Origin of the sequence: Uliginosibacterium gangwonense DSM 18521, assembly GCF_000373965.1 — a bacterium.
GTDB classification, from domain to species: domain Bacteria; phylum Pseudomonadota; class Gammaproteobacteria; order Burkholderiales; family Rhodocyclaceae; genus Uliginosibacterium; species Uliginosibacterium gangwonense.
Genome location: NZ_KB892836.1, coordinates 147,397 through 173,435 on the forward strand (window position 1 = coordinate 147,397; position 26,039 = coordinate 173,435).

The 26,039-nt window shown below is 57.4% G+C and carries 24 protein-coding genes; 14 read left to right on the top strand and 10 right to left on the bottom strand.

All coding sequences use genetic code 11. The annotated features are described in order from the left end of the window. The first annotated feature begins 65 nt into the window (after positions 1-65). The gene (locus B145_RS0106230) at positions 66-848 is read left to right on the top strand and encodes a hypothetical protein (RefSeq protein ID WP_018605951.1); all 783 of its coding nucleotides are present in this window, start codon (positions 66-68) and stop codon (positions 846-848) included. 55 nt (positions 849-903) lie between these two features. On the opposite strand, the gene B145_RS0106235 is transcribed toward B145_RS0106230, so the two are convergent. From B145_RS0106235 to B145_RS0106255, 5 genes are all read right to left on the bottom strand, one after another. Beyond that, positions 904-1,668, bottom strand: a complete 765-nt coding sequence (locus tag B145_RS0106235; protein ID WP_026258880.1) for a competence/damage-inducible protein A — start codon at positions 1,666-1,668, stop codon at positions 904-906. A gap of 16 nt (positions 1,669-1,684) precedes the next feature. Beyond that, entirely contained in the window at positions 1,685-2,416 is a 732-nt protein-coding gene (locus B145_RS24595; protein ID WP_018605954.1) for an EI24 domain-containing protein, read from the bottom strand. After that, positions 2,413-4,914, bottom strand: coding sequence for an ABC transporter permease (locus B145_RS0106245; RefSeq protein WP_018605956.1), 2,502 nt, complete (start codon positions 4,912-4,914; stop codon positions 2,413-2,415). The genes B145_RS24595 and B145_RS0106245 overlap by 4 nt, the downstream gene beginning before the upstream one ends. A gap of 74 nt (positions 4,915-4,988) precedes the next feature. After that, positions 4,989-6,260 carry a tetratricopeptide repeat protein gene (locus B145_RS0106250; RefSeq protein ID WP_018605960.1) on the bottom strand — a complete coding sequence of 424 codons (1,272 nt, stop codon included), beginning with the start codon at positions 6,258-6,260 and terminating at the stop codon, positions 4,989-4,991. A 2-nt stretch (positions 6,261-6,262) separates the two neighbouring features. Then, a complete protein-coding gene (locus B145_RS0106255) occupies positions 6,263-7,435 on the bottom strand; it encodes a M20 aminoacylase family protein (protein WP_018605962.1) in 1,173 nt (390 codons plus the stop codon). Positions 7,436-7,561: 126 nt separating this feature from the next. Here B145_RS0106255 and B145_RS0106265 point away from each other — a divergent pair, with 126 nt between their 5' ends. From B145_RS0106265 to B145_RS0106300, 8 genes are all read left to right on the top strand, one after another. Beyond that, positions 7,562-8,320 (top strand): energy transducer TonB, encoded by a 759-nt coding sequence (locus tag B145_RS0106265; RefSeq protein WP_018605964.1) that lies wholly within the window; start codon positions 7,562-7,564, stop codon positions 8,318-8,320. 32 nt (positions 8,321-8,352) lie between these two features. Continuing rightward, positions 8,353-9,051: an aspartate/glutamate racemase family protein gene (locus tag B145_RS0106270; protein WP_018605965.1), complete on the top strand. Its 699-nt coding sequence runs from the start codon at positions 8,353-8,355 to the stop codon at positions 9,049-9,051. A gap of 159 nt (positions 9,052-9,210) precedes the next feature. Continuing rightward, positions 9,211-9,882: a TetR/AcrR family transcriptional regulator gene (locus tag B145_RS24600; RefSeq protein WP_018605966.1), complete on the top strand. Its 672-nt coding sequence runs from the start codon at positions 9,211-9,213 to the stop codon at positions 9,880-9,882. Next, entirely contained in the window at positions 9,869-10,828 is a 960-nt protein-coding gene (locus tag B145_RS0106280; protein WP_083917640.1) for an HlyD family secretion protein, read from the top strand. Before B145_RS24600 ends, B145_RS0106280 begins: the two co-directional genes overlap by 14 nt. Then, positions 10,825-11,772, top strand: coding sequence for an ABC transporter ATP-binding protein (locus tag B145_RS0106285; protein ID WP_018605968.1), 948 nt, complete (start codon positions 10,825-10,827; stop codon positions 11,770-11,772). The genes B145_RS0106280 and B145_RS0106285 overlap by 4 nt, the downstream gene beginning before the upstream one ends. Continuing rightward, on the top strand, positions 11,769-12,902 hold the full coding sequence (locus B145_RS0106290; protein ID WP_018605969.1) for an ABC transporter permease: 1,134 nt from the start codon (positions 11,769-11,771) through the stop codon (positions 12,900-12,902). The genes B145_RS0106285 and B145_RS0106290 overlap by 4 nt, the downstream gene beginning before the upstream one ends. Before the next feature lie 552 nt (positions 12,903-13,454). Continuing rightward, positions 13,455-13,889 (top strand): RICIN domain-containing protein, encoded by a 435-nt coding sequence (locus B145_RS27270; protein WP_018605970.1) that lies wholly within the window; start codon positions 13,455-13,457, stop codon positions 13,887-13,889. Positions 13,890-14,069: 180 nt separating this feature from the next. Next, positions 14,070-14,717 (top strand): bacteriohemerythrin, encoded by a 648-nt coding sequence (locus tag B145_RS0106300; RefSeq protein WP_018605971.1) that lies wholly within the window; start codon positions 14,070-14,072, stop codon positions 14,715-14,717. 6 nt (positions 14,718-14,723) lie between these two features. On the opposite strand, the gene B145_RS0106305 is transcribed toward B145_RS0106300, so the two are convergent. Both B145_RS0106305 and ppdK read right to left on the bottom strand, forming a co-directional pair. Next, a complete protein-coding gene (locus B145_RS0106305; protein WP_018605972.1) occupies positions 14,724-15,467 on the bottom strand; it encodes a metallophosphoesterase in 744 nt (247 codons plus the stop codon). 100 nt (positions 15,468-15,567) lie between these two features. After that, the gene (gene ppdK / locus B145_RS0106310) at positions 15,568-18,360 is read right to left on the bottom strand and encodes a pyruvate, phosphate dikinase (RefSeq protein WP_018605973.1); all 2,793 of its coding nucleotides are present in this window, start codon (positions 18,358-18,360) and stop codon (positions 15,568-15,570) included. Positions 18,361-18,688: 328 nt separating this feature from the next. Between ppdK and dinB the strand changes: the two genes are divergently transcribed. The 5 genes from dinB (at position 18,689) to B145_RS0106335 (ending at position 24,242) form a co-directional block, all read left to right on the top strand. Continuing rightward, positions 18,689-19,843, top strand: coding sequence for a DNA polymerase IV (gene dinB, locus B145_RS0106315; RefSeq protein ID WP_018605974.1), 1,155 nt, complete (start codon positions 18,689-18,691; stop codon positions 19,841-19,843). A gap of 10 nt (positions 19,844-19,853) precedes the next feature. Then, positions 19,854-20,516 carry a pseudouridine synthase gene (locus B145_RS0106320; protein WP_018605976.1) on the top strand — a complete coding sequence of 221 codons (663 nt, stop codon included), beginning with the start codon at positions 19,854-19,856 and terminating at the stop codon, positions 20,514-20,516. A 108-nt stretch (positions 20,517-20,624) separates the two neighbouring features. Continuing rightward, positions 20,625-21,182, top strand: coding sequence for a flavin reductase family protein (locus B145_RS0106325; protein ID WP_018605978.1), 558 nt, complete (start codon positions 20,625-20,627; stop codon positions 21,180-21,182). Beyond that, entirely contained in the window at positions 21,179-22,984 is a 1,806-nt protein-coding gene (gene tfpB, locus B145_RS0106330; protein WP_018605980.1) for a type IV pilus assembly ATPase TfpB, read from the top strand. Before B145_RS0106325 ends, tfpB begins: the two co-directional genes overlap by 4 nt. A gap of 169 nt (positions 22,985-23,153) precedes the next feature. Then, on the top strand, positions 23,154-24,242 hold the full coding sequence (locus B145_RS0106335) for a potassium channel family protein (protein ID WP_018605981.1): 1,089 nt from the start codon (positions 23,154-23,156) through the stop codon (positions 24,240-24,242). 49 nt (positions 24,243-24,291) lie between these two features. On the opposite strand, the gene B145_RS0106340 is transcribed toward B145_RS0106335, so the two are convergent. The 3 genes from B145_RS0106340 to B145_RS0106350 are packed head-to-tail and all read right to left on the bottom strand — an operon-like array spanning position 24,292 to position 26,016. Continuing rightward, positions 24,292-24,762 (bottom strand): thioredoxin family protein, encoded by a 471-nt coding sequence (locus B145_RS0106340; RefSeq protein ID WP_018605983.1) that lies wholly within the window; start codon positions 24,760-24,762, stop codon positions 24,292-24,294. Between the two features lie 31 nt (positions 24,763-24,793). Further along, positions 24,794-25,258: a ribonuclease HI gene (gene rnhA / locus B145_RS0106345; protein WP_026258882.1), complete on the bottom strand. Its 465-nt coding sequence runs from the start codon at positions 25,256-25,258 to the stop codon at positions 24,794-24,796. A gap of 17 nt (positions 25,259-25,275) precedes the next feature. After that, positions 25,276-26,016, bottom strand: coding sequence for a class I SAM-dependent methyltransferase (locus B145_RS0106350; RefSeq protein WP_018605988.1), 741 nt, complete (start codon positions 26,014-26,016; stop codon positions 25,276-25,278). Positions 26,017-26,039: the final 23 nt, after the last annotated feature.

A 26,039-nucleotide genomic window follows, 5' to 3' on the forward strand; every position in this document is an offset into this window, starting at 1 on the left:
CTTCTTAACCCCAACCCGGCAGTTCATCCGTTCAATGCATACACCTTGCTTCTACGGAGACTGTCATGCGCCGCTTCATCACCCCTATCCTGGCCCTTGCCATCGGACTGTTTGCTAGCTTGCCCGCCCACGCGACGGGCAAGCTCGTCAACATGGAGATCATTGATCGCAATACCTCATCCCCGTTGGACATTTATCGTTACCAACGACAGGACTTCGTGGCCGGACAACCGGGCGCACGATATGCAATACAAATAACCAACTGCACATCTGCCCGGGTTCTGGTAGTGCTATCGGTCGATGGCGTCAACGCCATCACTGGTGCAAGCGCCGATCCATCACAAAGCGGCTATGTACTCAATCCACATGCCTCGGCGGAGATCACCGGCTGGCGCAAGAGTACAACTGAAACGGCCGCCTTCTACTTTACCTCACTCGCCGATAGCTATGCGGCACGCACCCATCGCCCAGACAACGTCGGCATTATCGGGGCCGCTGTATTCCAGGAACAGGAGCCGATCCGCATCGAAGAAAGCTTTGCGCCTGCAGCAAGTGCACAAGACTCAATCGCTGGCCGTGCAAATGCCCCGGCACCCGCAGCGCGGGAAGGTGAGTTGGCCCGTGCAGAAACCCGGGCCAAACGCCTGGGAACTGGCCACGGAGAACGCCTATATGACCCCACGAGCTATACCGAATTCGAACGCGCAGACAACCGCCCCAACGAAATCGTCCGCCTACGCTATGACAGTCGGGCACGCCTGATCGCCATGGGCGTCATCCCCCAATCCCGTACCCAATTGGGGTATACCCCCAACCCCTTCCCTGGCTTCACCCCTGATCCACGCTGAATCAGCCATGCAAAAAGGGCGGCACAGAGGCCGCCCTTCATGACTTCATCATTACTCAGTGATCTGTACGTAATTCCTTGATCTCGCTGACCGGGTAGGCACGGCGCGCCACCTCGGCGCGCATCTCTGCCATGGCCAACGCCACAGCCTCCGGCTTGCCCTTGGCACCCAGTTCGATATGCGCAGGCAGCTCCTCACTCCCCAGGTGGGGCAGACTGAAAACCGTCACCCCATAAAGCGCCTCAAGCGTGTGCATGATGTCGACCAGTTTGCTTTCGGTGGCATTGAAAACGGCGATCGAATCCTCCGCCCAGGAACGCACATCATGCAGATCCGCATATTCGGTGTCGAGTACCCATTCCATCATCGGCCAAGCCATTTGCGGAAATCCGGGCAAAAAGTGGTGACTGGCATAAGAAAACCCGGGGATGCGGTTATAAGGGTTCGGAATAATCCTGCTCCCCACCGGATAATGCCCCATCTCCAGGCGATAAGGCGTCGTCTCCTCTCCGAACTTTGCGCGGATTTCACGCTCGGCATCCGGGTGCAGCACCAACTCAAGCCCCGTGGCGCTTGCAACGGCAGCACGCGTATGGTCGTCCGGGGTCGCACCAATACCGCCAAATGAGAAAACGATATCCCCACTTGCAAGAGTCTGCCGGAAGACGTCGACCAGACTGGGCGCATCGTCTGCACAGATACGCACCCAGCTCAACCGCAAACCTCTGGCAGAGAGCAATTCGATTGCCTTGGGCAGATGTTTGTCTTGACGACGCCCCGAAAGAATTTCGTCACCGATAATCACCAACCCGATCTTCACCGCCTGATCTACCATTTCAACCAGCTCCTTGTTGACGCTCACGTTGCAAAGCCTGCAACAGATAGTGGGTAAATGCCAGCCCGGATAAGGCAGGTGCGAGCAGATTCACCACGGGCACCAAACCCAGCAGTCCGCCAACGGTCCCCACCACAAACAAAGTGCCACGGCGGGCAAGCGGAATTTGCCGCAATTCCTGCGCATCCGCGTGGCTCATGAGCGCATCATATGAAAAGCAGCGGGCATTGAACCACGCAGCCAGCACCACGACAACCACCACATTGACGACCGGAACAAACAACATCGGCAACCCAAGCACACAGAGAAAACCGAACAGAAAGACCGACACCCCCGCATTGGCTGCACTCCCCCACAGGGAGCCGCCCGCCCTGCGTTCAAGGCCGGAATAATCAGTTTTGGCTACGCACTCAACCATCATCGGCATGGCAAATACAGCAAAAATTAAAACGGCCAACACATATGCAAAATAAATCAACAGCATCAGCAACAAGAGCTTCAATAAAACCCCCGTTGCTACACTGACCCAGGCATTGTTCAACCAGACCCCCAACACCGGCCAGGACGCCAGCCAGCCTTGCAAGCCATCACTGACCGGCCCCCATGCAAAGCACAAACCCAACACCCACACCACAAGGGAAACCCCTGCGGGCCAGAGCATGTGCACAAATACATCACGCGAAAACAGACTACGAAAAGCTTTCAGATATGCGCCAGAGATATCCTTGATCATTGCGCCCCGCTCTCGCTTTCACGCAAACCTTCAGCCACCGTCCCCATGATGGCGTGGCGCAACGCGGGCCAACCAAAGCCCAATATCCCCAGGAAAGCCAAGCCCGCAACAAGGGCCAGACTCACCATATCGGCGTGATACTCCATCTCAAACACAAAACGCGCGAGGCAATAACCATAGATCTGCGAAGCAGCCGCCGCAAGAAGGATGGCAATTGCAGCCAGCACAGCGAGTTCCGCGAGCAAGGCTGCGCGCAATTGCCCCATGCGTGCACCCAATGCGCGCAATACAGAGACTTCATATACGCGTTCATCATGGGTGCTCAATTGCGCAGAAACCAGTACGATGATGCCCGCTATCAACGCAAATGCAGATACAAACTGCACCAGCAGCGTCAGCCGCTCGCTCACACTTTGTACCTGTGCCAACACGGTCGTGACGTCAACAATAGTCAGATTCGGGAAAGCAGTGACCAGATCACGCACGTACCCGCTCTTGGCAGGCGGCAGGTAAAAGCTGGTGATATAGCTTGATGGCATATCATCCAACAAGCCAGGAGCCGCAATAAAGAAAAAATTCACCCGCATGGAATCCCAGGAGAGCTTGCGGATGCTGCCAACACGGGCACTGACCCGCTGGCCACCAACCTGGAATTCCACCTTATCCCCTTGTTTGATTCCAAGTGTGCGCCCGATCCCCTGCTCCATCGAGAAGACCGGCTCATGGCTGGCACCATGCCAAGCACCTGCCACAATGCGGTTATCAACAGGCAGCCGGTCGCTCCACGACAAGCTGAATTCGCGTTCCACCAGACTCTTGGCCTGCTCATCGGGGTAATCCTTGGCCGCAACCGGTCTGCCATTGATACTCAGCATGCGCCCCCGGATCATCGGCTCCAGCCGTGCCTGCGGCAATTGATGCTCGCGCAGCCACATCAGTACAGCGTCCTTTTGTGGTGGCTGGATGTTGATGACAAATCGATTGGGGGCTTCGGGGCCGATCTTGCCCCGCCAGCTTGCCATCAGATCCCGGCTCACCAGTCCCAGCAAAATCAGTGCAGTCAGCCCCAGCCCCAAAGCCACCACCTGCACCACGCTGGCAGCCCGGCGGCGGTGCAGGCTGGCCAATCCATAGCGTAAGCCCCATTGCTGCCCAAGGCCCCGGATATGCCCCAGCGCACTCAAAGCCAACCAGCCCAGTCCGGCAAAAAGCAGGATTGCCACGGCAAAGCCACCAATCACCATTGCGCCCAAAAGCCATTCACCCGCCAGCCAGAACATCAGCGCCGCCAGCAAGGCGGCCCCAAATCCCCAGGCCCCCAGGCTGATGGCCTGTGCACCGCCCCACTCACGGCGCAGCACGCTGATGGGTGGTACAGCAGATAATTTGAGCAACTGGGGGGCAACAAAACCCAGCATCAACACCACACCGATGATCATGCCGTGTACCACCGGCAGCATACCGGGAGCGGGCAGTTCCATATTGATCAGGTCACGCGCCAGATACAGCAAGCCAAATTGGATAGCATATCCCAACGTGCAACCAACGAGGGCAACCACCAACCCCAGCACGAAGAATTCAGTAAGATACAAGCGCAGCAGCTGCCCACGCTGGGCGCCAAAGCAACGCATCACCGCACAGGAATTGAAGTGCCGATGCAGGTAGCGCCGTGAAGACAGGCCGATAGCCACGGCCGCAAGCACCACGGCCAGCATGGCGGTCAGCCGCAGGAAACGGGCGGCGCGATCCATACCGTTACGGATTTCAGGCCGGGCGTTATCCAGGCTTTCCAGCGTCTCGCCCCGCCCCAGGCGTGGACGCACCCAGGCTTCGAAACGCGCGACAGACTCAGGCCTGCCCGCCAACTGCATGCGGTAGCGTGCCCGGCTGCCTTCCTGCATCAAACCACTGGCCGCGAGGTCTGCCGTGTTGATCATGATGCGGGGGGCAAAGCTGGCAAAACCCATCCCACGGTCTGACTCATAACGGATGAATGCCCCCACCCGCAGATTCAGATAACCCAATTGAAGTTTATCCCCTGGCCTGAGTTGCAGCGCCGCCATCAATTGCTCGTCCAACCACGCTTCACCCACTGCGGGAATCCGGCCCGCCTCCTGCGGCGTATCGGTAAGGTTGGGGGCAATCTGGAGGCTGCCACGCAAGGGATAAGCCGCCTCCACCGCCTTGACTGCGGCGAGCTGCGCAGCATCAGCAGTGGTGACCATGCTGTTGAAGGTGACGGTGTTCGTCACCCGCAAAGCAAGCTCACGCGCCTTAGGCGCCAGGGCTTCTGCTACAGGATGGTCGGCGCTGACCAGCAGGTCGCCCCCCAGCATCTGCGTGGCATCGCGGCGCAGACCCTGAGCGACCCGGTCAGTCAGAAAACCGACGCTGCTGAGTGCTACCACCGCCAGCAGCAAGGCCACTATCAGCAGGCTCAGTTCCCCAGCACGCAAATCACGCCGCAGCATGCGCAGCGCCAGCCTCAGATCATTCATCAATGCTCCCAGCGGTAAAAGGCATATTCATCCATAGACCGCCGGACGATCAGAGAATTCCCTGCGGCAGATTCTCAACGCTTTTTCCGGCCCTTGCCCGGTGCAGTCTGATTGGCATCCGGACGAACCAGGCACAACTGTGAAACGCGCTGGTATTCCATCACGTAATCAGCCAGCTCCGGGTCCTTGCTGTTGACCTGGCGCTTGAGGATATCCTGAGCCTCTTGCAGATAGGGCCGGGCCGGGCCGCAGGAGGAAATCTCCAGCTTGGCCTTGGCGGCATTCAGATCCGTCCAGCCCAGCAGCAGGCTCCCTGGCATGGTCGTGCGGCGGATATCCACAACCTGACGGAAACGATCAAACGCCGGAGCATATTGCTTCTGCATATATTGCAAGGCAGCAGCATCGTTCAGGGTACCTGCGTATTCCTCACTCTGGGTGCCGAACAATTCACGGCTCAGCTTGAGCAGGTCTTCATACACAGGGGGCAATGACTCATAGCGTTTATCATGCATATAAGCTGCGGCCAGCGCACTCTTAGCATTGAAATAGTAGCGGTTACGCTTGCCCGCACTTTGCTCGATCACATCGATGGCACGCAGATACCAGCCTCGCGCATCGCTCCAACCGCGCAGCAGCATGGCATTGTCACCCAGGTGCACCATGGAGTGTGAAGCTTCTATGCTGCGCTCGCCAAACACCTGCTGGCGCAGTTCCAATGCCTGCTTGAGCAGACTACGAGCCTTGGAGTGATCGCCCCGCTTGTCTTCCAGTCGCCCGGCAGCATCCAGCGCTGCACTACGCAATTCCTTGTCCTCATGCAGACGGGCGATTTCCAGCAGGTTCTGCAAACCGACATCCGCTTCATTCAGCCTGCCACTATCAATGCGAGCATTGGCCAAGCCCACTTGTGCACGGGCGAACTCCGAACTCTTGTCGCCATAGGCGCCCTGACAAACATGTACCGCCTCGTCATACTGATTCACCGCCCGCTCAAGCTTGCCTTGTGCATCACCAACTCGTGCAATATCCGTCAGAGACAGACACAGCACCTGTGCGCCTGAACGCGCCTGCTCACCCGTGGCCGCACGTGCCAGACGGATCGATTCTGTCAGGTTGCGATCCGCCTCTGCCCACAAAGCCATCTTTTCTGCACCCAGCGCTTCACAACGCAGGCGGTGGGGCATAAAAGCCAAAGAGGGCGCCTGATTGCAGCAGGAATCCCGGAAACACAGGCCGGCATTCTGGGCCTGTTCCTGCTTGGTTGAAGACGTAGAACAACCAGCCATCCCCATGGCCAGCGCCACCCACAAAACAGGCGAAGCGACGAAACGGTAAATAGACATTTTTATGCTTTCTTCAATAGGGCCTCGGCAAGCCGAACCCAATAGCTGGCCCCGACGACCAGCGCATCATCATTAAAATCGTAAGACGGGTTGTGCAATAAACACCCGCCCTCGGTCGGGCCATTACCCAGCCACACATAACAACCTGGGCGATGCTGGAGGAAGAAGGAAAAATCCTCGGCCCCCATGCTAGGCAATGGCGCCCACTCCACCTTACCCTGCCCGGCCACAGCCTCGGCCACCTCGCGGCAGACCTGCGCTTCAGGCAAAGTGTTGATGGTGGCGGGATAATACCCGCCTTTCCATGACAATTCGATCCCAACCCCATAAGCCGCCGCAATGCCATCGCACACTCGCTGAACGCTGGCCAACACAAAATCACGGGTCTGCGGGCCAAGAGCCCGCACCGTACCGGCCAGTGCGGCCCGCTCTGGCATCACATTGTAGGCATCCCCGGCATGAAACTGGGTCACAGAAACCACCGCTGCATCCAAGGGGTCAACCGTGCGCGCAGCAATCATCTGCAGTGAGGAAACGAGCTGGCAGCCTGCCAGCACAGTGTCGGTGCCTTGATGCGGCATGGCCGCATGCGCCCCCCTGCCGGTGATCTGGATATCGAAACGATCCGCGCTGGCCATCACCGCCCCCGGTGCAATCCCGAAATGCCCAGCAGGCATACCCGGCCAGTTGTGCATGCCGTAGATGGACTGGACCGGGAAGCGCTCAAAGAAGCCATCTGCAATCATCGCAGCAGCCCCACCCTGCCCTTCCTCGGCAGGTTGGAAGACCAGCACCACAGTGCCATCAAAATCACGATGCGAAGCCAAGTATTCTGCCGCCCCCAGCAGCATGGTGGTATGCCCGTCATGCCCGCAGGCGTGCATGCAGCCTGCGTGTTGGGAACGATGCGCAAAACTGTTGGCTTCCTCAATCGGCAGTGCATCCATATCCGCCCGTAGCGCGATCATCCGGGGAGAGTTGCCGTTGCGGATCACGCCCACCAAGCCCGTGCCGCCCAGCCCCTCATGCACCTCAATCCCCCAGGCCTTCAGCCGCTCCGCCACCAGGGCGGAAGTACGTTTTTCCTGATAGGCCAGCTCTGGGTGGGCATGAATGTCATGCCGGATACGCGTAAGTTCAGCCTGACGCGCCACGATTTCGGGAACAAGCTTCATAGAACAGACACCTGAAACAACGCCAAGCCAGAAATGATATCCCCTTTCGTGAAAGCCTGCTCTGCACGGTATGCAGACCCAGGCGTTTTGGCACCCGCCCGGCAAGCAGCTACACTAGCGCCCGCCATGCTCCGTTACACCCAGCCACCTTCCTCGCAGACCTTTCCACTGACCAGCGCCCAAACGCGTTGGGACGCCCTGCGCTGGCCGCTGGCCTGGGGCTTGAGCATCAGCACAACCCTGCTGGTCCTGGCTGCGCTTGCCACCGGATACCGCCCCTTGCCATCCGCCTCACCCCGCCAGCTTCACGCCGAACTGGGCCCGACACCTGCACCCGCTACGATTCGGGAGGCGCCCTCTGCGCGTCCACAACCCGCACAATCCGCACAAGCCAAGCGCCAAGCCACCGGGCCAAAAGCCCCCGAGCCGATCATCCCGCCTCGGCTCATCCCCGCTCCACCGCCCCCGGAAATGCCCGCCGCACCACAAGCTGCCAGCACCGAGCCACACTCCCCTATCGCCGCAGCGGGCGCAGTCAACGCAGCCCCACCCGGCAATCCCCCGTCTAGCGCTGCAGATAAAGGAATGGCAGGAGGTGGTGCGTCTGCCCCACCACGCAGTGGCCAAGACGCTCTATCCATCCGCTGCCCCAGCCAGATCAAGCCTGCCTTCCCAAAACTGGCGCTTGAGGATTCCATCAATCGCGGTGAAGTCCGCGCCCGCCTGTTGCTTGATGCGGAGGGACATGTCACCGGCGTAGACATCCTGGAAGCCACCCCACCCGGCTATTTCGAGAATGCCGTACGCAAGGCTGCGCTGCAATGGCATTGTCAGAGCGGGCAAGCGAGTAGCGTAGTGGTGCCTTTCAGCTTCCAGGCGCGCTAGACTATTTGCTTCATCACAGCAGCACATCACACATGAAAACCATTGGCCTGATTGGCGGCATGAGTTGGGAATCCACTGTGCCGTATTACCGGCAGATCAACGAAACCGTGCGCGACCACCTGGGCGGCCTGCATTCGGCCAAGCTTGTGCTCTACAGCGTGGACTTCCAGGAGATCGAACACCTGCAACATGCAGGCGACTGGGATAGCGCCGGGCAACGCCTTGCCGACGCAGCACGAGCCCTGCAGGCAGCGGGTGCGGACTTCCTCGTGCTGTGTACCAACACCATGCACAAGGTGGCTGGCGTAATCGAATCCTCCGTCACCATCCCCCTGCTCCACATCGCCGACCCCACCGCCGAAGCCGTTAAACAAGCGGGGCTGCATAAAGTAGGCCTGCTTGGCACACGCTTTACTATGGAGCAGGCGTTCTACCGCCAGCGCCTGAGCGAACGCCATGGCATAGAGGTCTTGATTCCAGAAGAAGCCGACCGAGAGATCGTCCACCGTGTAATCTACGATGAACTCTGCCTGGGCAAGCTACGAGAAGACTCCCGGCTGGCATACCGACGCATCATCGCCGATCTGGTGGCCCAGGGTGCCCAGGCGGTGATACTGGGCTGTACTGAAATTGCGCTGCTTGTCAGCGCCGAAGACGCCACCGTACCACTCTTCGACACCGCCAGCCTGCATGCCACCGCTGCAGCCTTGCAAGCCATCTCAAAGACATAATATCGATCTGCCTGCCCGCCGCGTAAGAACAGGTTCCAAGGCGGCGCCAGGGTACGCATGCCCTGGCAAATACTAACCCGGCTCGACAACATCTTCCTTGTATTTGGCTCAAAGCACACCTAAACTAGAAAAACTTTTCCAAAACATTTTTCCATATAGATGTTCAAATCTTCGACGCCCCCACGCCATGCCACAGGTGATGAAACACGGGCGCGGCTGATCCAGGCGGCGACCGAGGTTTTTCTGGAAGACGGCTTCCGGGCTGCCCGCGTACAGGAGATTGCCCGGCGCGCGGAGCAACGGCTATCGGCCATCAATTACCATTTCGGCAGCAAAGAAGGTTTGTACTTGGCCGTGCTGCGCCACCACGCCGAAGTGGCATTGACACAGACACCGCTAGACCCGATGCCCGCCGATGCTTCGCCCCAGGTACGCTTGCAGATTGCAGTAGAGGCGATTCTGCGGCGCTTTCTGGATACACGCATGCCCAGCCGCATTGCACAGTTCATGCTGCGGGAGTTGAGCAACCCCACAGATGCCCTGGAGGTGATGATCGAGCATTTCACCTTGCCACAGGTGCAGTATCTACAGGTACTCCTGGCCGATGCACTGGGGCCAAAGGTGCCTGCCACAGTGGTACGCCGGGCACTGTTCTCGCTGATGGGCCAATGCATCATCTACGCCACCGGACGGCCTGTGATCAGCCGCGTGGCCCCGGAGTTTTTTCAGGATGAAGCCATGATCGCCAACACCACCAAACATATCGCCACTTTCACCTGGGGCGGGCTGCAGGCGCTACGTCAACAATGGGAGGCTGATGATGTGGATTGAACGCATCCTGCTCATAGCACTCACAGCCGCAATGCTTACGGCTTGTAGCAAATCCCCCCCACCCGGCCTGCCCGGTTATGTGGAGGCAGAATACACACGCCTGGCTTCCCCTACTGCAGGACGACTGGTAGCGCTCAAGGTTGCCAAAGGCATGGACGTAGCAGTAGGCACGCCACTTTTCATACTCGACCAGGATCAGGAAAATGCCGCCATTGCCGAAGCCAATGCCCGCCTCAAACATCAGGATGCTACCGCAGCGGACCTCGCCAAAGGTAAGCGCCGCGAAGAAATTGCCGTGCTGGCCGCGCAAGAAAAACAGGCCGAAGCACAACTGGCCCTGAGTGAATCCGATTTGAAACGGCAGCGTGCTCTGGCTACCAGCGGCTTCATCAGCGGCGCATCGCTCGATAGCCTGGAAGCCCGCCAACGGGCAGATGCGGCCAAGCTTGCAGAGATCCGCGCCAATCTGCAAGTCGCACGCTTGGCCGCCCGCCAGGATACCCGCACCGCAGCCGAGGCGGACATCGCCACCGCCCGCGCCGTGCTCACGCAAAACGAAATTCGCCGCGATCAGAAAGCGGTTTCTGCGCCCGCCTCCGGCCGCATTGATGACACGCTCTATCGCGAAGGGGAATGGGTGCCAGCAGGCTCACCGATAGTCAGCATGCTGATGCCAGGGGCGCTGAAGCTCCGCTTCTTCGTACCACAGGACGCACTGCCAAAGTATGCAATCGGCACACGCATCCGTGCTCATTGCGATGGCTGTGGCGAGCCCTTTGGTGCGCGGATCAGCTACATTGCCAAAAGCGCGGAATTCAACCCGCCTGTCATTTACAGCCAGGAAAACCGCGCCCGCATGGTGTTCATGGTTGAAGCCTTGCCTGACAATCCTGGCAGACTCAGCCCCGGCCTGCCTGTCGACATTTTGACAGGAGCCACACCATGAATGATGAGGTGGATCTGGCCGTTGACGTCCGCCACATCACCAAACGCTACGGCCACAAAACCGTAGTCGATGGGCTGAGCATGCAGCTACGTCGTGGCGAAGTCTTCGGTTTTCTCGGCCCGAACGGCTCAGGCAAAACCACCAGCATCCGCATGATGTGCGGCCTGCTCACACCTGATAGTGGAGAAGGCCACACCCTGGGCTATGACATCATGCACGAAGCTGCCAAGATCAAACGCGAAGTGGGCTATATGACACAGCGTTTCGGCCTCTATGAAGACCTCTCGATCCGCGAGAATCTGGACTTCATTGCCAGTGTATACGAGATGGACCGACGCCGCGAACGCGTCGATCACGCCCTGGAACGCCTGGGCCTGCAAGGACGGCAGAAACAACTCGCGGGCGGACTCTCCGGCGGGTGGAAGCAGCGCATGGCACTGGCTGCATGCATGCTGCATGAGCCAAAGCTCCTCCTGCTGGACGAACCCACGGCGGGCGTTGATCCCAAGGCGCGACGCGATTTCTGGGAAGAGATCCACAAACTTGCTGCAGAAGGCATTACCGTACTGGTGTCCACCCACTACATGGATGAGGCTGAACGCTGCCACCGCCTGGGCTATATCGCCTATGGGCGGCTGATGGCCAGCGGTACGCCAAAGGAGCTTGTAGCCAATAGCGGTTTTCATACCTGGAGCATATCTGGTGAAGACATCTCCGATCTGGCCGACAGCCTCACCGATCTGCATGGCATTGATATGGTGACGCGCTTTGGCAACACCCTGCATGTGAGCGGTGAAGACCTTGCCGCGCTGGACGCAGCCACAGCCCCCTATCGAGACAATCCACAACAACACTGGACCCTGGGCACTCCACAGTTGGAAGATTTATTCATCCACCTGATGGGCAAGGCCCAGGACAATTATGGGCTGGAGGCAAAAAAATGACGATCTTCAGCTTCGCTCGCCTGCTCGCCGTCGTCAAAAAAGAATTCATCCAGATTCGCCGCGACCGTATCACCTTTGCGATGATGATCGGCATCCCGCTGCTGCAACTCACGCTATTTGGTTATGCCATCAACAGCGACCCCAAGCACCTGCCTACCGTAGTCGTTTCGCATGAACAAAGCACCTTTTCACGCTCCATCGTGCAGGCCATGCAGCATTCGGGCTACTTCGACATTCAATCCACCTCAATTGGCGAGCGTGATGCAGAAGGAATGCTGGCGCGTGGCGAGGTGCAATTTTCCATTATCATTCCGGCGGACTTCACGCGCCATGTGTTACGTGGCGAGAAGGCACAGCTGCTGATCGAGGCGGATGCGACCGACCCCTCTGCCACCGGAAATGCCATCTCTGCCCTGCAACAGATGACCACCAGCCTGCTCAGCCACGACCTCAAAGGCCCGCTTGCCTATGCAGCCACCACCAGCATGCCCTATGAAATCATCATTCATCGACGCTACAACCCGGATGCCCTCTCGCAATACAATGTCGTACCAGGCCTGATCGGAGTCATTCTAACCATGACCATGATCATGTCCACCGCGCTGGGGCTGACCCGCGAAGTCGAACGCGGCACCATGGAAAATCTGCTTGCCACCCCGGTGCGCCCTCTGGAAGTGATGATCGGCAAGATTCTGCCTTACATCATCGTGGGGCTGGTTTCCATGATATTGGTACTCTCCGCCGCCCGATGGCTCTTCGCCGTTCCCTTCATAGGCAGCCTGTGGCTGCTAGTTGCCGTAGTCATTATCTTCATTGCCGCTAATCTGGTGGTGGGTATCACCATATCGAGTGTAGCGCGCAATCAGATGCAGGCATTGCAAATGTCATTTTTCTTCTTCCTACCTTCCATCCTGCTCTCCGGCTTCATGTTTCCCTTCCGGGGCATGCCACGCTGGGCGCAATACATAGGAGAAATCCTGCCCAACACGCATTTCATGCGCATCTCACGCGGAGTCATGCTCAAGGGTAATGGTCTCACGGAAAGCTGGTCAGAACTTTGGCCACTGCTGCTGTTCATGCTGGTTGTGATGTGTATCGGGCTGGTACGCTTCCGCCGCACACTGGATTAGGCTTCACATTCATGCCCTGCTAGAGAATACCCCTATTAGAATCAACGTATTTTTTGTGGGTTGAAATATTATTTCTACTACGCATAAAACATTTTGATTCGCTAGACGAGCACACACAACAAACCGTGCCTGACACAACAAGGCCCCACCCGCCAAAAGCGCAGCCAAAGCACTTCTTCGCCAAATATGGCTTTCCAGATACTTTTTCAAAAATGGTTTAAGAATTTGCAAATCATAAAGTCATACACCATTCGAAATAGACCATTAGCCAAACCAAGCTATTTATCCAATAAATTGGCGTAAAAAATCAAAATACTGTTTATGAAAGCGCATTGCTTTTCACCATCAAAAATCCAGCCACATAAGCCTCACAACATCCTGCCCGAATTGCCATGGTAAGTTTATTTCTCCAATGCTAATACTAGGTGGCAGCACACCAGTGATTACCAAATTGCTGTGCGACTGCATGTATTGGCTTGGGGAATCAAGAATACCGAAGCCAAACTTCTATGTAATCAGTAAAAATCAGCATAAATCGTGCAGGAGGAAAAAATGGCTGAAAAATCTGGTGTAATCCGTTGGCAAGAAAATCACTCCCTCGGCATTGCTGCGGACGACCCGTGCTCAGGCTCCAACGTACATCTTAAACAGATCAGCTCCGACTACGCAAAATGGGAAGTCGACAAGGACGCCGGCATCATTCGCCTGAACTACGCGAGCGGCCAACTGTATCTGGGCTACGCGGGTTCTCCCAGCAGCGGAAACGCTCTGATTCTGACGGTCGACAATGTCGCCACGTGGGACTTTGCGAGCAAACCTGGCTTCATCATGCTCAAGGGGACGAAACTGGCAATTGATGTCCAAAGCCGTAATCCAGGTGGGGTGGTTTGGCTGTATACCTTCAACGGCTCCCCGGCCCAACAATGGGCATTCATGTCTTACGCAAACTTCATGGCCGATGCCGCCAAAGAAGCTGCAACTGTTTGATTGATCCATCACGGGTGTGCATATCCGTGCACACCCGGTTCAGGCATTCTGAAACGTGCTTGCAAGCTATAGGGGGCGTGATGTCGGCCATGAAATACGGCCTAAAGGGTTTCTTGCTTGCCCGATGACCCTTGTTCTGATCCAATGAATCCGTGAAAAACGCCATCGGGAGGCCAACACATGGATGTCTTTGAATGGGATGAACGCTATCTCACGGGTGAGGCGGTCATCGACAAAGAACATCACGGCTTGGTCAACCTCATCAACAGGCTGTTCCGCATGCGCGACGAAAACGCCTCGATGGAGCGGCTGGAACCGATTTTTGATGCGTTGGTGGATTACGCGGGCAATCACTTCAGGCACGAGGAAGTCTTCATGTCTGACGTTGGATGTGACCCTCGCCATGTCACGACACACACTCAGGCACATCGGGAATTTGTGCGGCAGCTTACGATCATGCGTGCTGATTTTAGAACGAGTCTGGACGTTGAAATCGTTCTCCAATTCCTGATCGGCTGGCTTGTCCATCACATCATGGGTACGGACCAGATCATGGTCAAACAGGTCCACAGCATCCGCAATGGCAGCTCTCCCGCTCACGCATACGATCAGGAAGAACCCGGCAATCAAGCCAGCAGCATCAATGTCGTCCTCACGGCCATGCAACGACTATGCGATATTGCACTCCAACGCAATCATGCGCTGAAAGAGGAGCAGGAAAAAATAGAAGATATCGTGCAATCCCGCACCCGGATTCTGCAGAAGACCATTCAATTCCTGGAAGAAAAAGCCCGCCAGCTTGAAGCCAAGAGCACCGCTTCAATGTAATACAAGCTAAATTTCCACCACCAAGTCGGCCTGAAAATCTTCATTGCGCTCATCGGGGTAGCCACGCGGGTTGGATATTACGCGCGTATCACCCAACATGTAATCAAATGAAGAATGAATATGCCCGTGCACCCACAGGCGGGCTTGGCTGTTCTGTACCACTCCATCCAGATTCGAGGCATACGCCGCACTCAGGAGTTCTTTCTGGAACCCCTCGAACAAAGATGTGGCGCTGGGGGCATGATGGGTCACAACCACGGTCTTCTCTGTTGCCACAGCGAGTTCCTGCTCAAGCCACTCCCGCGATGTCCGGTGGATCATCGCGGTATCGATTGAGCGCATCCTGCGATAATCCGGGCTGACGCGGATTTTCATATAATCGCTCATCTTGTTGTTGGCTTCCGCACCCGCTATGCGTGGATCGCCCAACAAAGAGAAATCCGTCCAGAGCGTGCAGCCTAAAAAACGTACCCCATCGAGCACAACGCTATCGTTTTCCAGAACGAAAACGTTCGATCCCTTTGCCAGATCCTTGAGCGTTGCCAAAAGCTTGGGATAAGCCTTGCCATAGTACTCATGATTGCCGCACACGTAGATGACCGGTGTGCCGATGAATGTCTCCTGCGCCCAGAGCACGCCACGATTGCCGATATCGATATCTCCGGCCAGCACAACGACATCCGCAAGGCAGGGTTCAACATCCTGGCCGAAAAACTCGCGATGCAGGTCGCTGAGAATCTGGATTTGCATAAGGTGCCGCCGCTACATATCTAAAATCACCAACGGGAGACTACCACGCAAACAAGAAAAGGGGCGCAAAGCCCCTTTTCTGTTGTATCAACCCCCTGACCTAGAGCAGTACTTGCGGGTCGTACTCATTTTCGCGCAGCTTAGCCTGTGCGGCCGCCAAGCGGGCAATCGGCACACGCGGCGCGGAGCAGGAAACGTAGGTCAGCCCGATGTGGTGACAGAAACGCACCGAATCAGGTTGACCGCCTTGCTCGCCGCAGATACCGACCTTGAGGTCTGGCCGGGTTTCGCGGCCCCACTTCACAGCCATCTCCATCAGGCGGCCAACGCCCTTCACATCCAGCACTTCAAAGGGGTTTTCTTTGAGGATGCCTTGTTCCTGATAGAAGGGCAGAAACTTGTTCTCGGCATCTTCGCGGGAGAAGGAGAACGCAGCCTGTGTCAGATCGTTCGTGCCAAAGGAGAAGAACTCTGCAATCTTGGCGATGTCCGCCGCACGCAATACCGCGCGCACAACTTCGATCATGCTGCCGAAGGAAATGATCGGGCGCACACCGAATTTCTTCTCAGCGGCATCCAGCTCCTTGTCCAAAATGTCCTTGACGCGCTTGAGTTCCTCGGTCGTGCACACCTGCGGCACCATCACTTCGGCCTTGACCTTGATACCTTCCTTCACGCACTGCGCCCCGGCCTCCACCAATGCCTTCAACTGCATGGTATAGATTTCCGGATTCGTGAGCCCCAGACGCACACCACGGTGACCCAGCATCGGGTTAACTTCGGAGAGTGCGCGCACTTTGCGGAGCATGACTTCGCGCTTTTCAATCAACAGATCGAAACGCTTGTTCTGCTGATATTCCGCCAGATTGGCGCCCAAGTGGTCAAGACTGTCGACATATTGGGTGTGCAAGGCGGGATCAAGCATTTTGAGGGTTTCCGGCAACTCACCCATGCTGCGCACGGCCCGCTTGAGGTTACGCAAGTGGTCGATCTCGAATTCCAGTTGTGAGGCGGTAGGCAGGAATTCGTGAATCGGCGGGTCAAGCAGGCGTACTGTCACCGGCAGCCCTTCCATGGCCTTGTAGATGCCGATGAAATCCCCACGCTGGAAGGGCAACAGACGATCCAGCGCGGCCTGACGGGCTTCCGGCGTTTCAGCCAGAATCATCTCCTGCACGATGGGCAGGCGATCCGTATCATTGAACATGCGTTCGGTACGGCACAGCCCCACCCCTACTGCGCCAAACCGGCGGGCGCGTTCTGCGTCCCGCGGGGTGTCGGCGTTAGCATGCACCTTGAGGGTTGCCACTTCATCAGCCCACTTGAGCAGCGTGTCCAGTTCGTCGAAGAATTCGGCATCCACGGTAGGAATCCGGCCCGCATACACCTTGCCGGTCGTCCCATCAATGGTGATTACATCCCCTTCACCAAAACTCATCACACCAACCTTGGCGCGTTTGGCATGCACATCAATCTGGATGGCATCACAGCCCGACACGCAGGGCTTGCCCATACCACGCGCCACCACAGCAGCGTGAGAGGTCTTGCCGCCACGCGAAGTCAGAATCCCCTGCGCCATGAAAAAGCCGTGAATATCTTCCGGCTTGGTTTCTTCACGTACCAGAATCACCTTCTCGCCTGCCTTGCCAAGCAATTCAGCGGTATCGGCATCGAACACCACCTTGCCGGAAGCCGCCCCTGGAGAGGCTGGCAAGCCGACACACAGCGCTTCAACCTTGGAGTTGGGTGCAAGTGTGGGCACCATCAATTGTTCCAGCAGGGAAGGATTGACGCGCAACAGCGCCTGCTCTTTGGTAACCAGCCCTTCGCGGAGCATTTCAACCGAAGTCACCACCATGGCACGGGCATTCATCTTGCCGTTGCGGGTTTGCAGGCAGTAGAGCTTGCCGTGCTCAATGGTGAATTCAAAATCCTGTACTTCCTTGTAGTGACGTTCGAGGCGTTCGCGCAATTCCATCAATTGCCGGTAAATGTCCGGCATATCGATCTGCATGAGTGCCAAGGGCTTCGGCGTGCGGATACCGGCCACCACGTCCTCGCCCTGTGCATTGACGAGATATTCGCCATAGATGGCGTTTTCACCATTGCCGGGATTGCGGGTAAAGCCTACGCCAGTGCCCGAGTCATTACCCATGTTGCCGAATACCATGGTACAGACGTTGACGGCCGTACCGTTGGCCATATCTTTGGTGATCTTGAACTGGCGGCGATAATCAATGGCGCGCTTGCCCATCCAGGATCTGAAGACTGCACAAATGGCATATTCCAACTGGGCATACGGGTCCAGCGGGAAAGGCTGGCCGGTATGGTGTTCAATGATCTTGAGGAATTCATTGGCCAGCGCTTCCAGATCTTCGGCGCCAAGATCCACGTCCTGCTGGGCACCGGTCTTGCGCTTGATGCTTTCCATGGCGTGATCGAATTCTTCATCAGGAATGCCTTGGGCAATCTTGCCAAAGAGCTGGATGAAGCGTCGCCATGCGTCAAAACCGAAGCGCGGATTCCGCGTGTTTTCGATCAGCCCCTTCAAGGTGGTGGGGTTCAGGCCCAGGTTCAAAATCGTATCCATCATGCCGGGCATCGACATGGCAGAACCCGAGCGCACCGACACCAACAGCGGATTGGTGGAGGAGCCAAAACCTTTGCCGGTTTTCTGCTCCAGATCACGGATGCTGGTGAGCACTTCATCCATCAGGCCAGGCGGGAGGCGATCATTTTCCAGGTAGGCTAGGCAGGCCTCGGTGGTAATCGTGAAACCGGGAGGAACATTCAGACCGATTTGCGTCATCTCGGCAAGGTTGGCACCCTTGCCGCCAAGCAGCATCTTATTCTTGCCGTCACCTTCTTCAAACGGATACACATAGCGGACCATTTTTGTCTTCTCCATGTTGTTAGAGGCAGCACTTCAAGTGTGTTGCCATTCGGTACTGTAGAGAAATCACGTGCGCTCGTCGCATTGTCAAAACGCATCGATCTGAGATTGATCAAGCCCTCTTCACTATGCTCAATAACCACTCGATCAGCATAGCGACTTCCCTTTCTCACATTGTCTCCACTTATATGCAAATTGTTCGCCCTATCGGGCAGGCTTCTTTTGTCAGCATCTGGACAAGCGGCGAAATACCCGTAAAGTAGAAGCCTTTACCTTGCAGCCCCTATGCCCTGCCTTGCGCCGGGCACGTATCAGATCCCGTCTTCTCATGTCCGTTCCACGCCGTATCGCCCACCTCGACATGGATGCGTTCTTCGCCTCCGTGGAGTTGCTCCGTTACCCGACGCTACGCGGTCAGCCGGTCGTGGTAGGCGGGCGCAGCGTGCCTGCCCCCACGCTCATGGCCGACGGCAGCCTGCAATGCGCCTGCCTGCGCGACTATGTGGGGCGCGGCGTGGTCACGACTTCCACGTATGAAGCACGAGCGCTAGGCGTGTTCTCTGGCATGGGCATCATGAAGTCCGCCCAGCTCGCGCCAGACGCCCTGCTGCTACCCGCAGATTTTGAGGAATACCGGCGCCTGTCCCGTCTCTTCAAGGCCGCAGTCACCGAAATCGCCCCACTGATTGAAGACAGAGGCATTGATGAAATCTATATCGACCTCACCGACATCCCAGGCGAAACGCGCGAACTGGCCCAGTGCATCAAACAATCCGTTCGTGCAACCACGGGCCTTTCCTGCTCAATGGGCATCTGTCCCAACAAGCTGCTCGCCAAAATCTGCTCAGACCTGGAAAAACCTGACGGACTGACCGTCGTTGGCCTGGAAGATATGCCCACCCGCATCTGGCCCCTGGCGGTGCGCAAGGTCAATGGCATCGGCCCCAAGGCTGAAATCAAGCTCAAGGCACTGGGGATAGAGACCATCGGGCAACTCGCGGCAGCAGCACCGCAATGGCTGGTGGAACATTTCGGTCTGCATTACGGCACCTGGTTGCATCAGGCCGCACACGGACAAGATGAGCGCGAGGTGGTCACGCACTCCGACCCCAAATCGATCAGCCGCGAAACCACCTTTGAGCATGACCTCCATCCCCGGCACGACCGCGCCCGCCTGAGCGAAATCTTCACCCACCTGTGCCAGCGGGTCAGCGAAGATCTGGCACGCAAGGCGTGCACAGGCAAAACGATTGGCATCAAACTACGCTACGACGATTTCAGCACCGTCACCCGTGACCTCAGTCTGCCCTCTCCCACCCGTGACGCGGCCATCATCCGCCGTGCTGCCGGGGAATGCCTCAAACGCGTTCCGCTGGAGCGACGCTTGCGCCTCTTGGGTGTGCGCGTCTCTGCCCTGCAACTCGATAGCCAGACTGACGACGCCACGGCTGCCGTACAAGCCGAACTCCCCTTTAACACCTGAAGCAAGATCAATGATATCCAGCCCCTACACGCCGCCACCCCGGCAGGCCCTTGAGCCCATCCATGCCGACGACTACCTGGTGGTGGTCGACAAACCTGCCGGGCTGCTTTCCGTGCCGGGCCGGGGCGAAGACAAGGCCGATTGCATGGCCAGCCGCGTACAGGCGGAATTCCCCGATGCCTTGATCGTGCACCGGCTGGATATGGCAACCTCCGGCCTGCTGATCCTGGCCCGGGGTGCGGTCATGCATCGGGCGCTGTCGATGGCATTCGAACAACGCAAAGTCCACAAACGCTATGTGGCACGGGTGGCAGGTATTTTGGAAGCCGAATCCGGCGAGGTCGCCCTCCCCCTGATCTGCGACTGGCCCAACCGCCCCCGCCAGAAGGTGGATTTTGAACTGGGCAAACCCTCGCTGACCCGTTACCGCGTGCTGGCAAGAGACCCACACACCCACACAAGCTGTGTGGAGCTGGAGCCGGTAACAGGGCGCTCGCACCAACTCCGTGTGCACATGCAGCAACTCGGCCACCCGATCCTGGGGGACGACCTCTATGCTCCGCCTGAAGTGCGCGATGCCTCCAGTCGGCTGATGCTGCATGCTGAACAATTGGACATCACGCACCCAGCCGACGGGCGACACATGCTATTTCGCAGCGCAACGCCTTTCTGAGCCGGGGTCTTAACACAAAATATCTACTGGTAAAAAGGCGTAATGCAAAGACGAACACGGGGTTGCCGCGTAATAATGTGGGTAATTCTGATATTTGCGTGTTAAGCCATGATCCTGCCTGTTGAATTGAAAAAAGCCTATCGTCTTCTCAACCACGGCCCTGTTGTATTGGTCAGTAGCGCACATGGCCCGGCGCGCAACGTCATGGCGGCAGCATGGTCGATGCCGCTGGATTTCGACCCGCCCAAGATCAGCGTGGTCATCGACAAAAACACCTATACTCGCGAATTGATCGACGCCTCAGGCGAATTTGTGCTCAACATTCCCTGTCGCCGCCTCGCCCAAGCCACCTTGCAGGTCGGCTCAAGCTCGGGGCGGGATACAGACAAATTTGCCCACTACGGGTTAGAAGCCCTGCCTGCGGAAATCGTCAAGGCACCGCGTATCGGCGGCTGCGCAGGCTGGCTTGAGTGCCGTGTCATCCCCAACCCGGACATAGCCGCCCAGCACGATCTATTCCTTGCCGAAGTTGTGGCGGCTGCGGCTGATAGCCGGGCTTTTGCCGATGGGCACTGGAATTTCAGCAGTGAAGAATGGCATACCCTACACTATGTTGCAGGTGGCAACTTCTTTGTCACCGGTGAAACGCTGGAGGTTTCGGCATGAACGCCCCCGTCAAGGAAAAATCACAAGCCAGCGGCCACCCCCAGGGCGACAAAAAACTGGATGCCCGCGAGATTCTGCGCATGCTCGCCGCAGATGGCCTGCTGACCAACCGGGATGTGGCCGACATGCTCGCCACACGCTCACGCAAGTGGCAGGATACCCACCCGCTGATCCTCATTGGCGAACGCAATCTGCCAGATGCCCGCACGCCAGACAAAACCCTGAACGTGGAAACGCTCACGGAATGGCTCGCGGGGGCCGTCCGCCTGCCCTACTACCACATCGACCCGCTCAAGATTGATGTATCCGCCGTATGCACAGTGGTTTCTCACGCTTATGCCACGCGCTTTCACATTCTACCCGTAGCCGTCAATGCTGATGAAGTTGTCATAGCCACTGCGGAACCCTTCCAGCGCGAATGGATCAGCGTGCTCGAACAGGTCACGCGCCGCAAGATTACCCGGGTGGTCGCTAATCCGGCGGACATCTTGCGCTTCCTGGCCGAGTTCTACAGCCTCGCCCGCTCGGTGCGACATGCACTTGACCAGCATCAGAACCTGCCCAACAGCATCACCAATTTTGAGCAGCTCGTCCAGCTTGGCAACTCCAGCTCGCTGGATGCCAACGACCAATCCATTGTCCATATCGTAGACTGGTTGTTGCAATATGCCTTTGAGCAGCGCGCCAGCGATATTCACATCGAGCCTCGGCGCGATGTATGCCTGGTGCGTTTCCGCATCGACGGGGTGATGCAGATGGTCTACCAGGCCCCCGTTCAGGTAATGGGCGCCATCATCAACCGCATCAAACACCTTGCTCGCATGGATGTGGTGGAGAAACGCCGCCCACAGGACGGGCGGATCAAAACAAAAACGCCAAAAGGCGAAGAAATCGAACTACGCCTCTCATCCATGCCAACAGCATTTGGCGAAAAACTGGTGCTGCGGATCTTCAACCCCGACGTTCTGCTCAAGAATTATCTGGAACTTGGCTTCTCGGACGAGGAGCAACAACGCTGGCAATCGCTGATTCACCAACCGCATGGCATTATCCTGGTCACGGGCCCGACCGGTTCAGGCAAAACCACCACGCTGTATTCCACGCTGCGCGAGCTGGCTACACCCGAAGTCAACGTCTGTACGGTGGAAGACCCGATCGAAATGGTCTACCCGAACCTGAACCAGATGCAGGTACAGCATAACCTGGACCTGGATTTTGCCAGCGGTGTGCGCACCCTGATGCGGCAAGACCCGGACATCATCATGATTGGTGAAATCCGCGATCTGGAAACCGCCGAAATGGCCGTGCAGGCCGCTCTGACCGGGCACCTGGTGCTCACTACCCTGCACACCAACGATGCCCCCTCCGCCGTCGCCCGTCTGCTGGACCTGGGCGTGCCCGCCTACCTGATCCGCGCCACCGTGCTGGGGGTACTGGCGCAACGGCTCGCCCGTACAATCTGCCCGCACTGCCGTACCATGACAGAGCCCGACGAACAACTCTGGCATGACATGGTTCGCCCCTGGAAGTCCAACCCGCCTGCCCGCGTCGCCAACCCCACGGGTTGCCTCGAATGCCGGATGACAGGCTTTCATGGCCGAACCGGCATCTACGAAATCATGCCGCTGACCCCCACGCTGCGCACCTTGGTCACCGATACAGTGGATCTGGCCGCTCTGCGCGAAGCCGCCTGCCGTGAAGGCATGCGCCCGCTACGCATCGCAGGCGCCATGAAGGTTGCAGCGGGCCTGACGACCGCTGAAGAAATCCTGCGCAATACCCCGGCGGCCGATGGTTCTTGACCCCCTCCTTGCCAGATAGTGTGGTGAGATTCGCACCACTCACCAACAACGGGCTGGCCCAAGCAGATAGGAAGCATGGATAATATGTCCCACCCTGATAACAGGGTGGGTTTATCTGGCGCATCCACACAACAGGCTTGGCATCTTTGGCTCGGGAATTCTGTCTGCAATGAAACGCCGCTTCTGGCCTCCAAAATTTTTCAAGCGCAAACACCGCAAAAAACGCGTTGAACCGGCACATAGCCGAGGGCAACTGCCGCGCATCCTGCTCCGCATCTATTTTGCCGCCGGGCTGATGGTCGTCATGACGCTGCTGGGCACGCTGGGTTTTCTGTGGATTGGCCGTGGCACCGCCACGTTCTCCGATGCGCTGTACATGACCCTGATCACCATCACCACGGTAGGCTATGGTGAGGTGGTGCCTTTGCATGGAATCTGGGCAAGACTCTTTGCCGGCCTGATCGCCTTCGCAGGCTTTGGCGCAGTCACCTTTCTCTTCACCAGCCTGACTGTATTCTTCCTGGAAAGCGACTTTGATGTCAGCTTGCGGAGACGACGCATGAACAAGAAAATCGACCGTCTGAACAATCATTTCATCGTCTGCGGCTATGGCCGGGTGGGGCAAAACGTAGGGGGCGAACTGATCGCCACCGGGCGACCCTTCGTCGCCATTGAGCAAGACTTGCCCCTGTTGCTGGAACTGGCGGACCGCGATGACCGCCTGATCTGGCAGCACGGGGATGCCACCGATGACGATCAACTCATCTCCGCAGGAATCGACCGCGCCATCGGCATCTTTGCCGTGTCCAACGACGACGCCAAGAACATGATGATCGCGCTCACCGCCAAACAGCTCAATCCCAAGCTACGTGTGGTAGCACGCTGCCACGAGGTGCGCAACGAGGAAAAGCTCAAGAAGGCGGGTGCCGATCAGGTGGTGCTGCCAGATTTCACCGGCGGCACACGCATCGTCACCATGATGGTTCGCCCTCATCTGGCAAACCTGCTTGAAGAAATGCAACGCTCCGACCAGAAAGTCCGCATGGAGGAAACCCCCATCCCCCATCGTTTCACCCCACGCCCTCTGGGCAACCTGAAACTACGCAGCCCGGAATACGTGCTGGTCGCCGTGCGCATCGGTAAAGACTGGCACTTCAACCCGCAAGACGACTTCGAACTGCACCCCGGCCAAGTGCTCGTCACCATGACCACGCCAGCCGGGCGTATGGAGTTTGAAGAACTGTTGAAGAATGCATGACAAGAATATAAGCATTCTTGCTACAGCCCAAAAATAGTAAACCAAAATATTATTGAGAGCTGACTTTTTCAAAGACCTTCAGCACATCCTCTGTACTCATGGAACGCGCTACGCTCAACTCCCCTGCCAACGTGGCATTGAGCAATTGACCATTGGTGCTAAGTACCGCAATGGCGGGGATGCCTTTTTTGGGTGGATTACCATATTCGGCGGCAATATCCATGTTGCGATCCCAATTGCCGACATTGACCTTGACCACCACGTAGCGCTGCTTGAGCTTTTTCGCCAAGCCACCTTCATGCATTTGGGCTGAGAGGGAACGGCAATCGGGGCACCAGTTGGCGCCAAAGACCAAAAGCACTTTTTTGTGGTGGGATTTGGCCTGTTCGATTGCGTGTTTGATCTCGGCATGGGCATCCGCCTGCTCGTCATAAGGCAGCGGTGAGGTAGTTTGCGCATAGCTTAGACTGACACCCAGCAGCAGACTCAAACAGATCAGCGACTTTTTCCAGACTTGCATTGCATCCCCGTTTATACGAATTACATAACAATCAGGTTCCGGTGCTCACCGAATGTCCGGCCTTGCGCGTGGCATCCACACCTTGCCGGGCGAGCGCATCGGCGCGCTCGTTCTCGGGGTGGCCTGCGTGGCCCTTGACCCATAGCCATTCGATCTGGTGCCGGGCGGCTTCCTCGTCCAACGCCCGCCAAAGATCTTCATTTTTCACAGGCTGTTTGTCAGCCGTTTTCCAGCCGCGTTTTTTCCAGCCATGAATCCATTCAGAAATACCCTTTTGCACGTATTGCGAATCAGTATGCACGCGTACTTTCATGGGGCGATTCAGCAGCGCCAGGGCGCGGATTACTGCAGTGAGTTCCATGCGGTTATTGGTGGTGGCAGGTTCGCCTCCCCAAACTTCTTTTTCATGTTTCCCCGCACGCAAAAGGGCTCCCCAGCCGCCAGGGCCAGGGTTGCCGGAGCATGCTCCGTCGGAATAGATATCCACCACCTGAATCGCTTCGTCTTGTTTACTTACTGATGCTTGTTCCATTGATTTTCCGTTGAATGATGAACTGCGGGGACCATTGCCTTGCGCCGTTTCGCGTTACGCCATCGAGGCGTAATCAAGCGCATGCCGGGCACCCGTTTGACGGCTTGCAGGATATAGGCTCCGCCCGCAACCGGCCAGAACCTTTGGCCGAGCGCATCCATGAAGGACCAGCGCCTGAGCCACTCCTCGCTGGCAAGCGGTGGGGCAAAACAGCCGAATTCCGTGTGGCGAACTTCAAACCCCAGCAGGGAGAGCCAATCCTTGAGCCGGAGCATTGAAATATATTGCCCCTGCCAAGGCATTTCCCCCAGATTGCCGGAAAAGGCGCGCCGCCCACCCCACAGGCTAAAAGGGTTGAAGCCGACGATGAGGACGTGACCTTCCGGCACCAACACGCGTTCAACCTCTCGCAGAATCTGGTGCGGGTGGTCGGAGAACTCCAGCGTATGCGCCAGTACCACCAAGTCGATACTCTGAGAGGCAAACGGCAGCTCTTCGCCTTCGGCATACAGGCTGGCGCCCGATTCTTCCCGATCTGCCGCACAATACAGGCGGCAACTGACGCGGTTGGCCTGGAGCAGATCAATGCCCCCCATCCCCAACTGCACGGCGTGAAAGCCAAAGATGTTGGCGACCAGCAGATCGATCTTGCGCGCCTCCCACGCCAGCAAATAGCGGCCACGCGGCGTTTCAAGCCATTCGCTCAATACATTGGAAGACATGCCCGACTACCCGTAGAATACGC

Bases quoted from the DNA above. Each gene is read 5' to 3' on its own strand.
- B145_RS0106230 (WP_018605951.1), top strand. From the start codon at position 66: ATGCGCCGCTTCATCACCCCTATCCTGGCCCTTGCCATCGGACTGTTT.
- B145_RS24595 (WP_018605954.1), bottom strand. From the start codon at position 2,416: ATGATCAAGGATATCTCTGGCGCATATCTGAAAGCTTTTCGTAGTCTG.
- B145_RS0106245 (WP_018605956.1), bottom strand. From the start codon at position 4,914: ATGAATGATCTGAGGCTGGCGCTGCGCATGCTGCGGCGTGATTTGCGT.
- B145_RS0106250 (WP_018605960.1), bottom strand. From the start codon at position 6,260: ATGTCTATTTACCGTTTCGTCGCTTCGCCTGTTTTGTGGGTGGCGCTG.
- B145_RS0106255 (WP_018605962.1), bottom strand. From the start codon at position 7,435: ATGAAGCTTGTTCCCGAAATCGTGGCGCGTCAGGCTGAACTTACGCGT.
- B145_RS0106265 (WP_018605964.1), top strand. From the start codon at position 7,562: ATGCTCCGTTACACCCAGCCACCTTCCTCGCAGACCTTTCCACTGACC.
- B145_RS0106270 (WP_018605965.1), top strand. From the start codon at position 8,353: ATGAAAACCATTGGCCTGATTGGCGGCATGAGTTGGGAATCCACTGTG.
- B145_RS24600 (WP_018605966.1), top strand. From the start codon at position 9,211: ATGTTCAAATCTTCGACGCCCCCACGCCATGCCACAGGTGATGAAACA.
- B145_RS0106280 (WP_083917640.1), top strand. From the start codon at position 9,869: ATGATGTGGATTGAACGCATCCTGCTCATAGCACTCACAGCCGCAATG.
- B145_RS0106285 (WP_018605968.1), top strand. From the start codon at position 10,825: ATGAATGATGAGGTGGATCTGGCCGTTGACGTCCGCCACATCACCAAA.
- B145_RS0106290 (WP_018605969.1), top strand. From the start codon at position 11,769: ATGACGATCTTCAGCTTCGCTCGCCTGCTCGCCGTCGTCAAAAAAGAA.
- B145_RS27270 (WP_018605970.1), top strand. From the start codon at position 13,455: ATGGCTGAAAAATCTGGTGTAATCCGTTGGCAAGAAAATCACTCCCTC.
- B145_RS0106300 (WP_018605971.1), top strand. From the start codon at position 14,070: ATGGATGTCTTTGAATGGGATGAACGCTATCTCACGGGTGAGGCGGTC.
- B145_RS0106305 (WP_018605972.1), bottom strand. From the start codon at position 15,467: ATGCAAATCCAGATTCTCAGCGACCTGCATCGCGAGTTTTTCGGCCAG.
- ppdK (WP_018605973.1), bottom strand. From the start codon at position 18,360: ATGGTCCGCTATGTGTATCCGTTTGAAGAAGGTGACGGCAAGAATAAG.
- dinB (WP_018605974.1), top strand. From the start codon at position 18,689: ATGTCCGTTCCACGCCGTATCGCCCACCTCGACATGGATGCGTTCTTC.
- B145_RS0106320 (WP_018605976.1), top strand. From the start codon at position 19,854: ATGATATCCAGCCCCTACACGCCGCCACCCCGGCAGGCCCTTGAGCCC.
- B145_RS0106325 (WP_018605978.1), top strand. From the start codon at position 20,625: ATGATCCTGCCTGTTGAATTGAAAAAAGCCTATCGTCTTCTCAACCAC.
- tfpB (WP_018605980.1), top strand. From the start codon at position 21,179: ATGAACGCCCCCGTCAAGGAAAAATCACAAGCCAGCGGCCACCCCCAG.
- B145_RS0106335 (WP_018605981.1), top strand. From the start codon at position 23,154: ATGAAACGCCGCTTCTGGCCTCCAAAATTTTTCAAGCGCAAACACCGC.
- B145_RS0106340 (WP_018605983.1), bottom strand. From the start codon at position 24,762: ATGCAAGTCTGGAAAAAGTCGCTGATCTGTTTGAGTCTGCTGCTGGGT.
- B145_RS0106350 (WP_018605988.1), bottom strand. From the start codon at position 26,016: ATGTCTTCCAATGTATTGAGCGAATGGCTTGAAACGCCGCGTGGCCGC.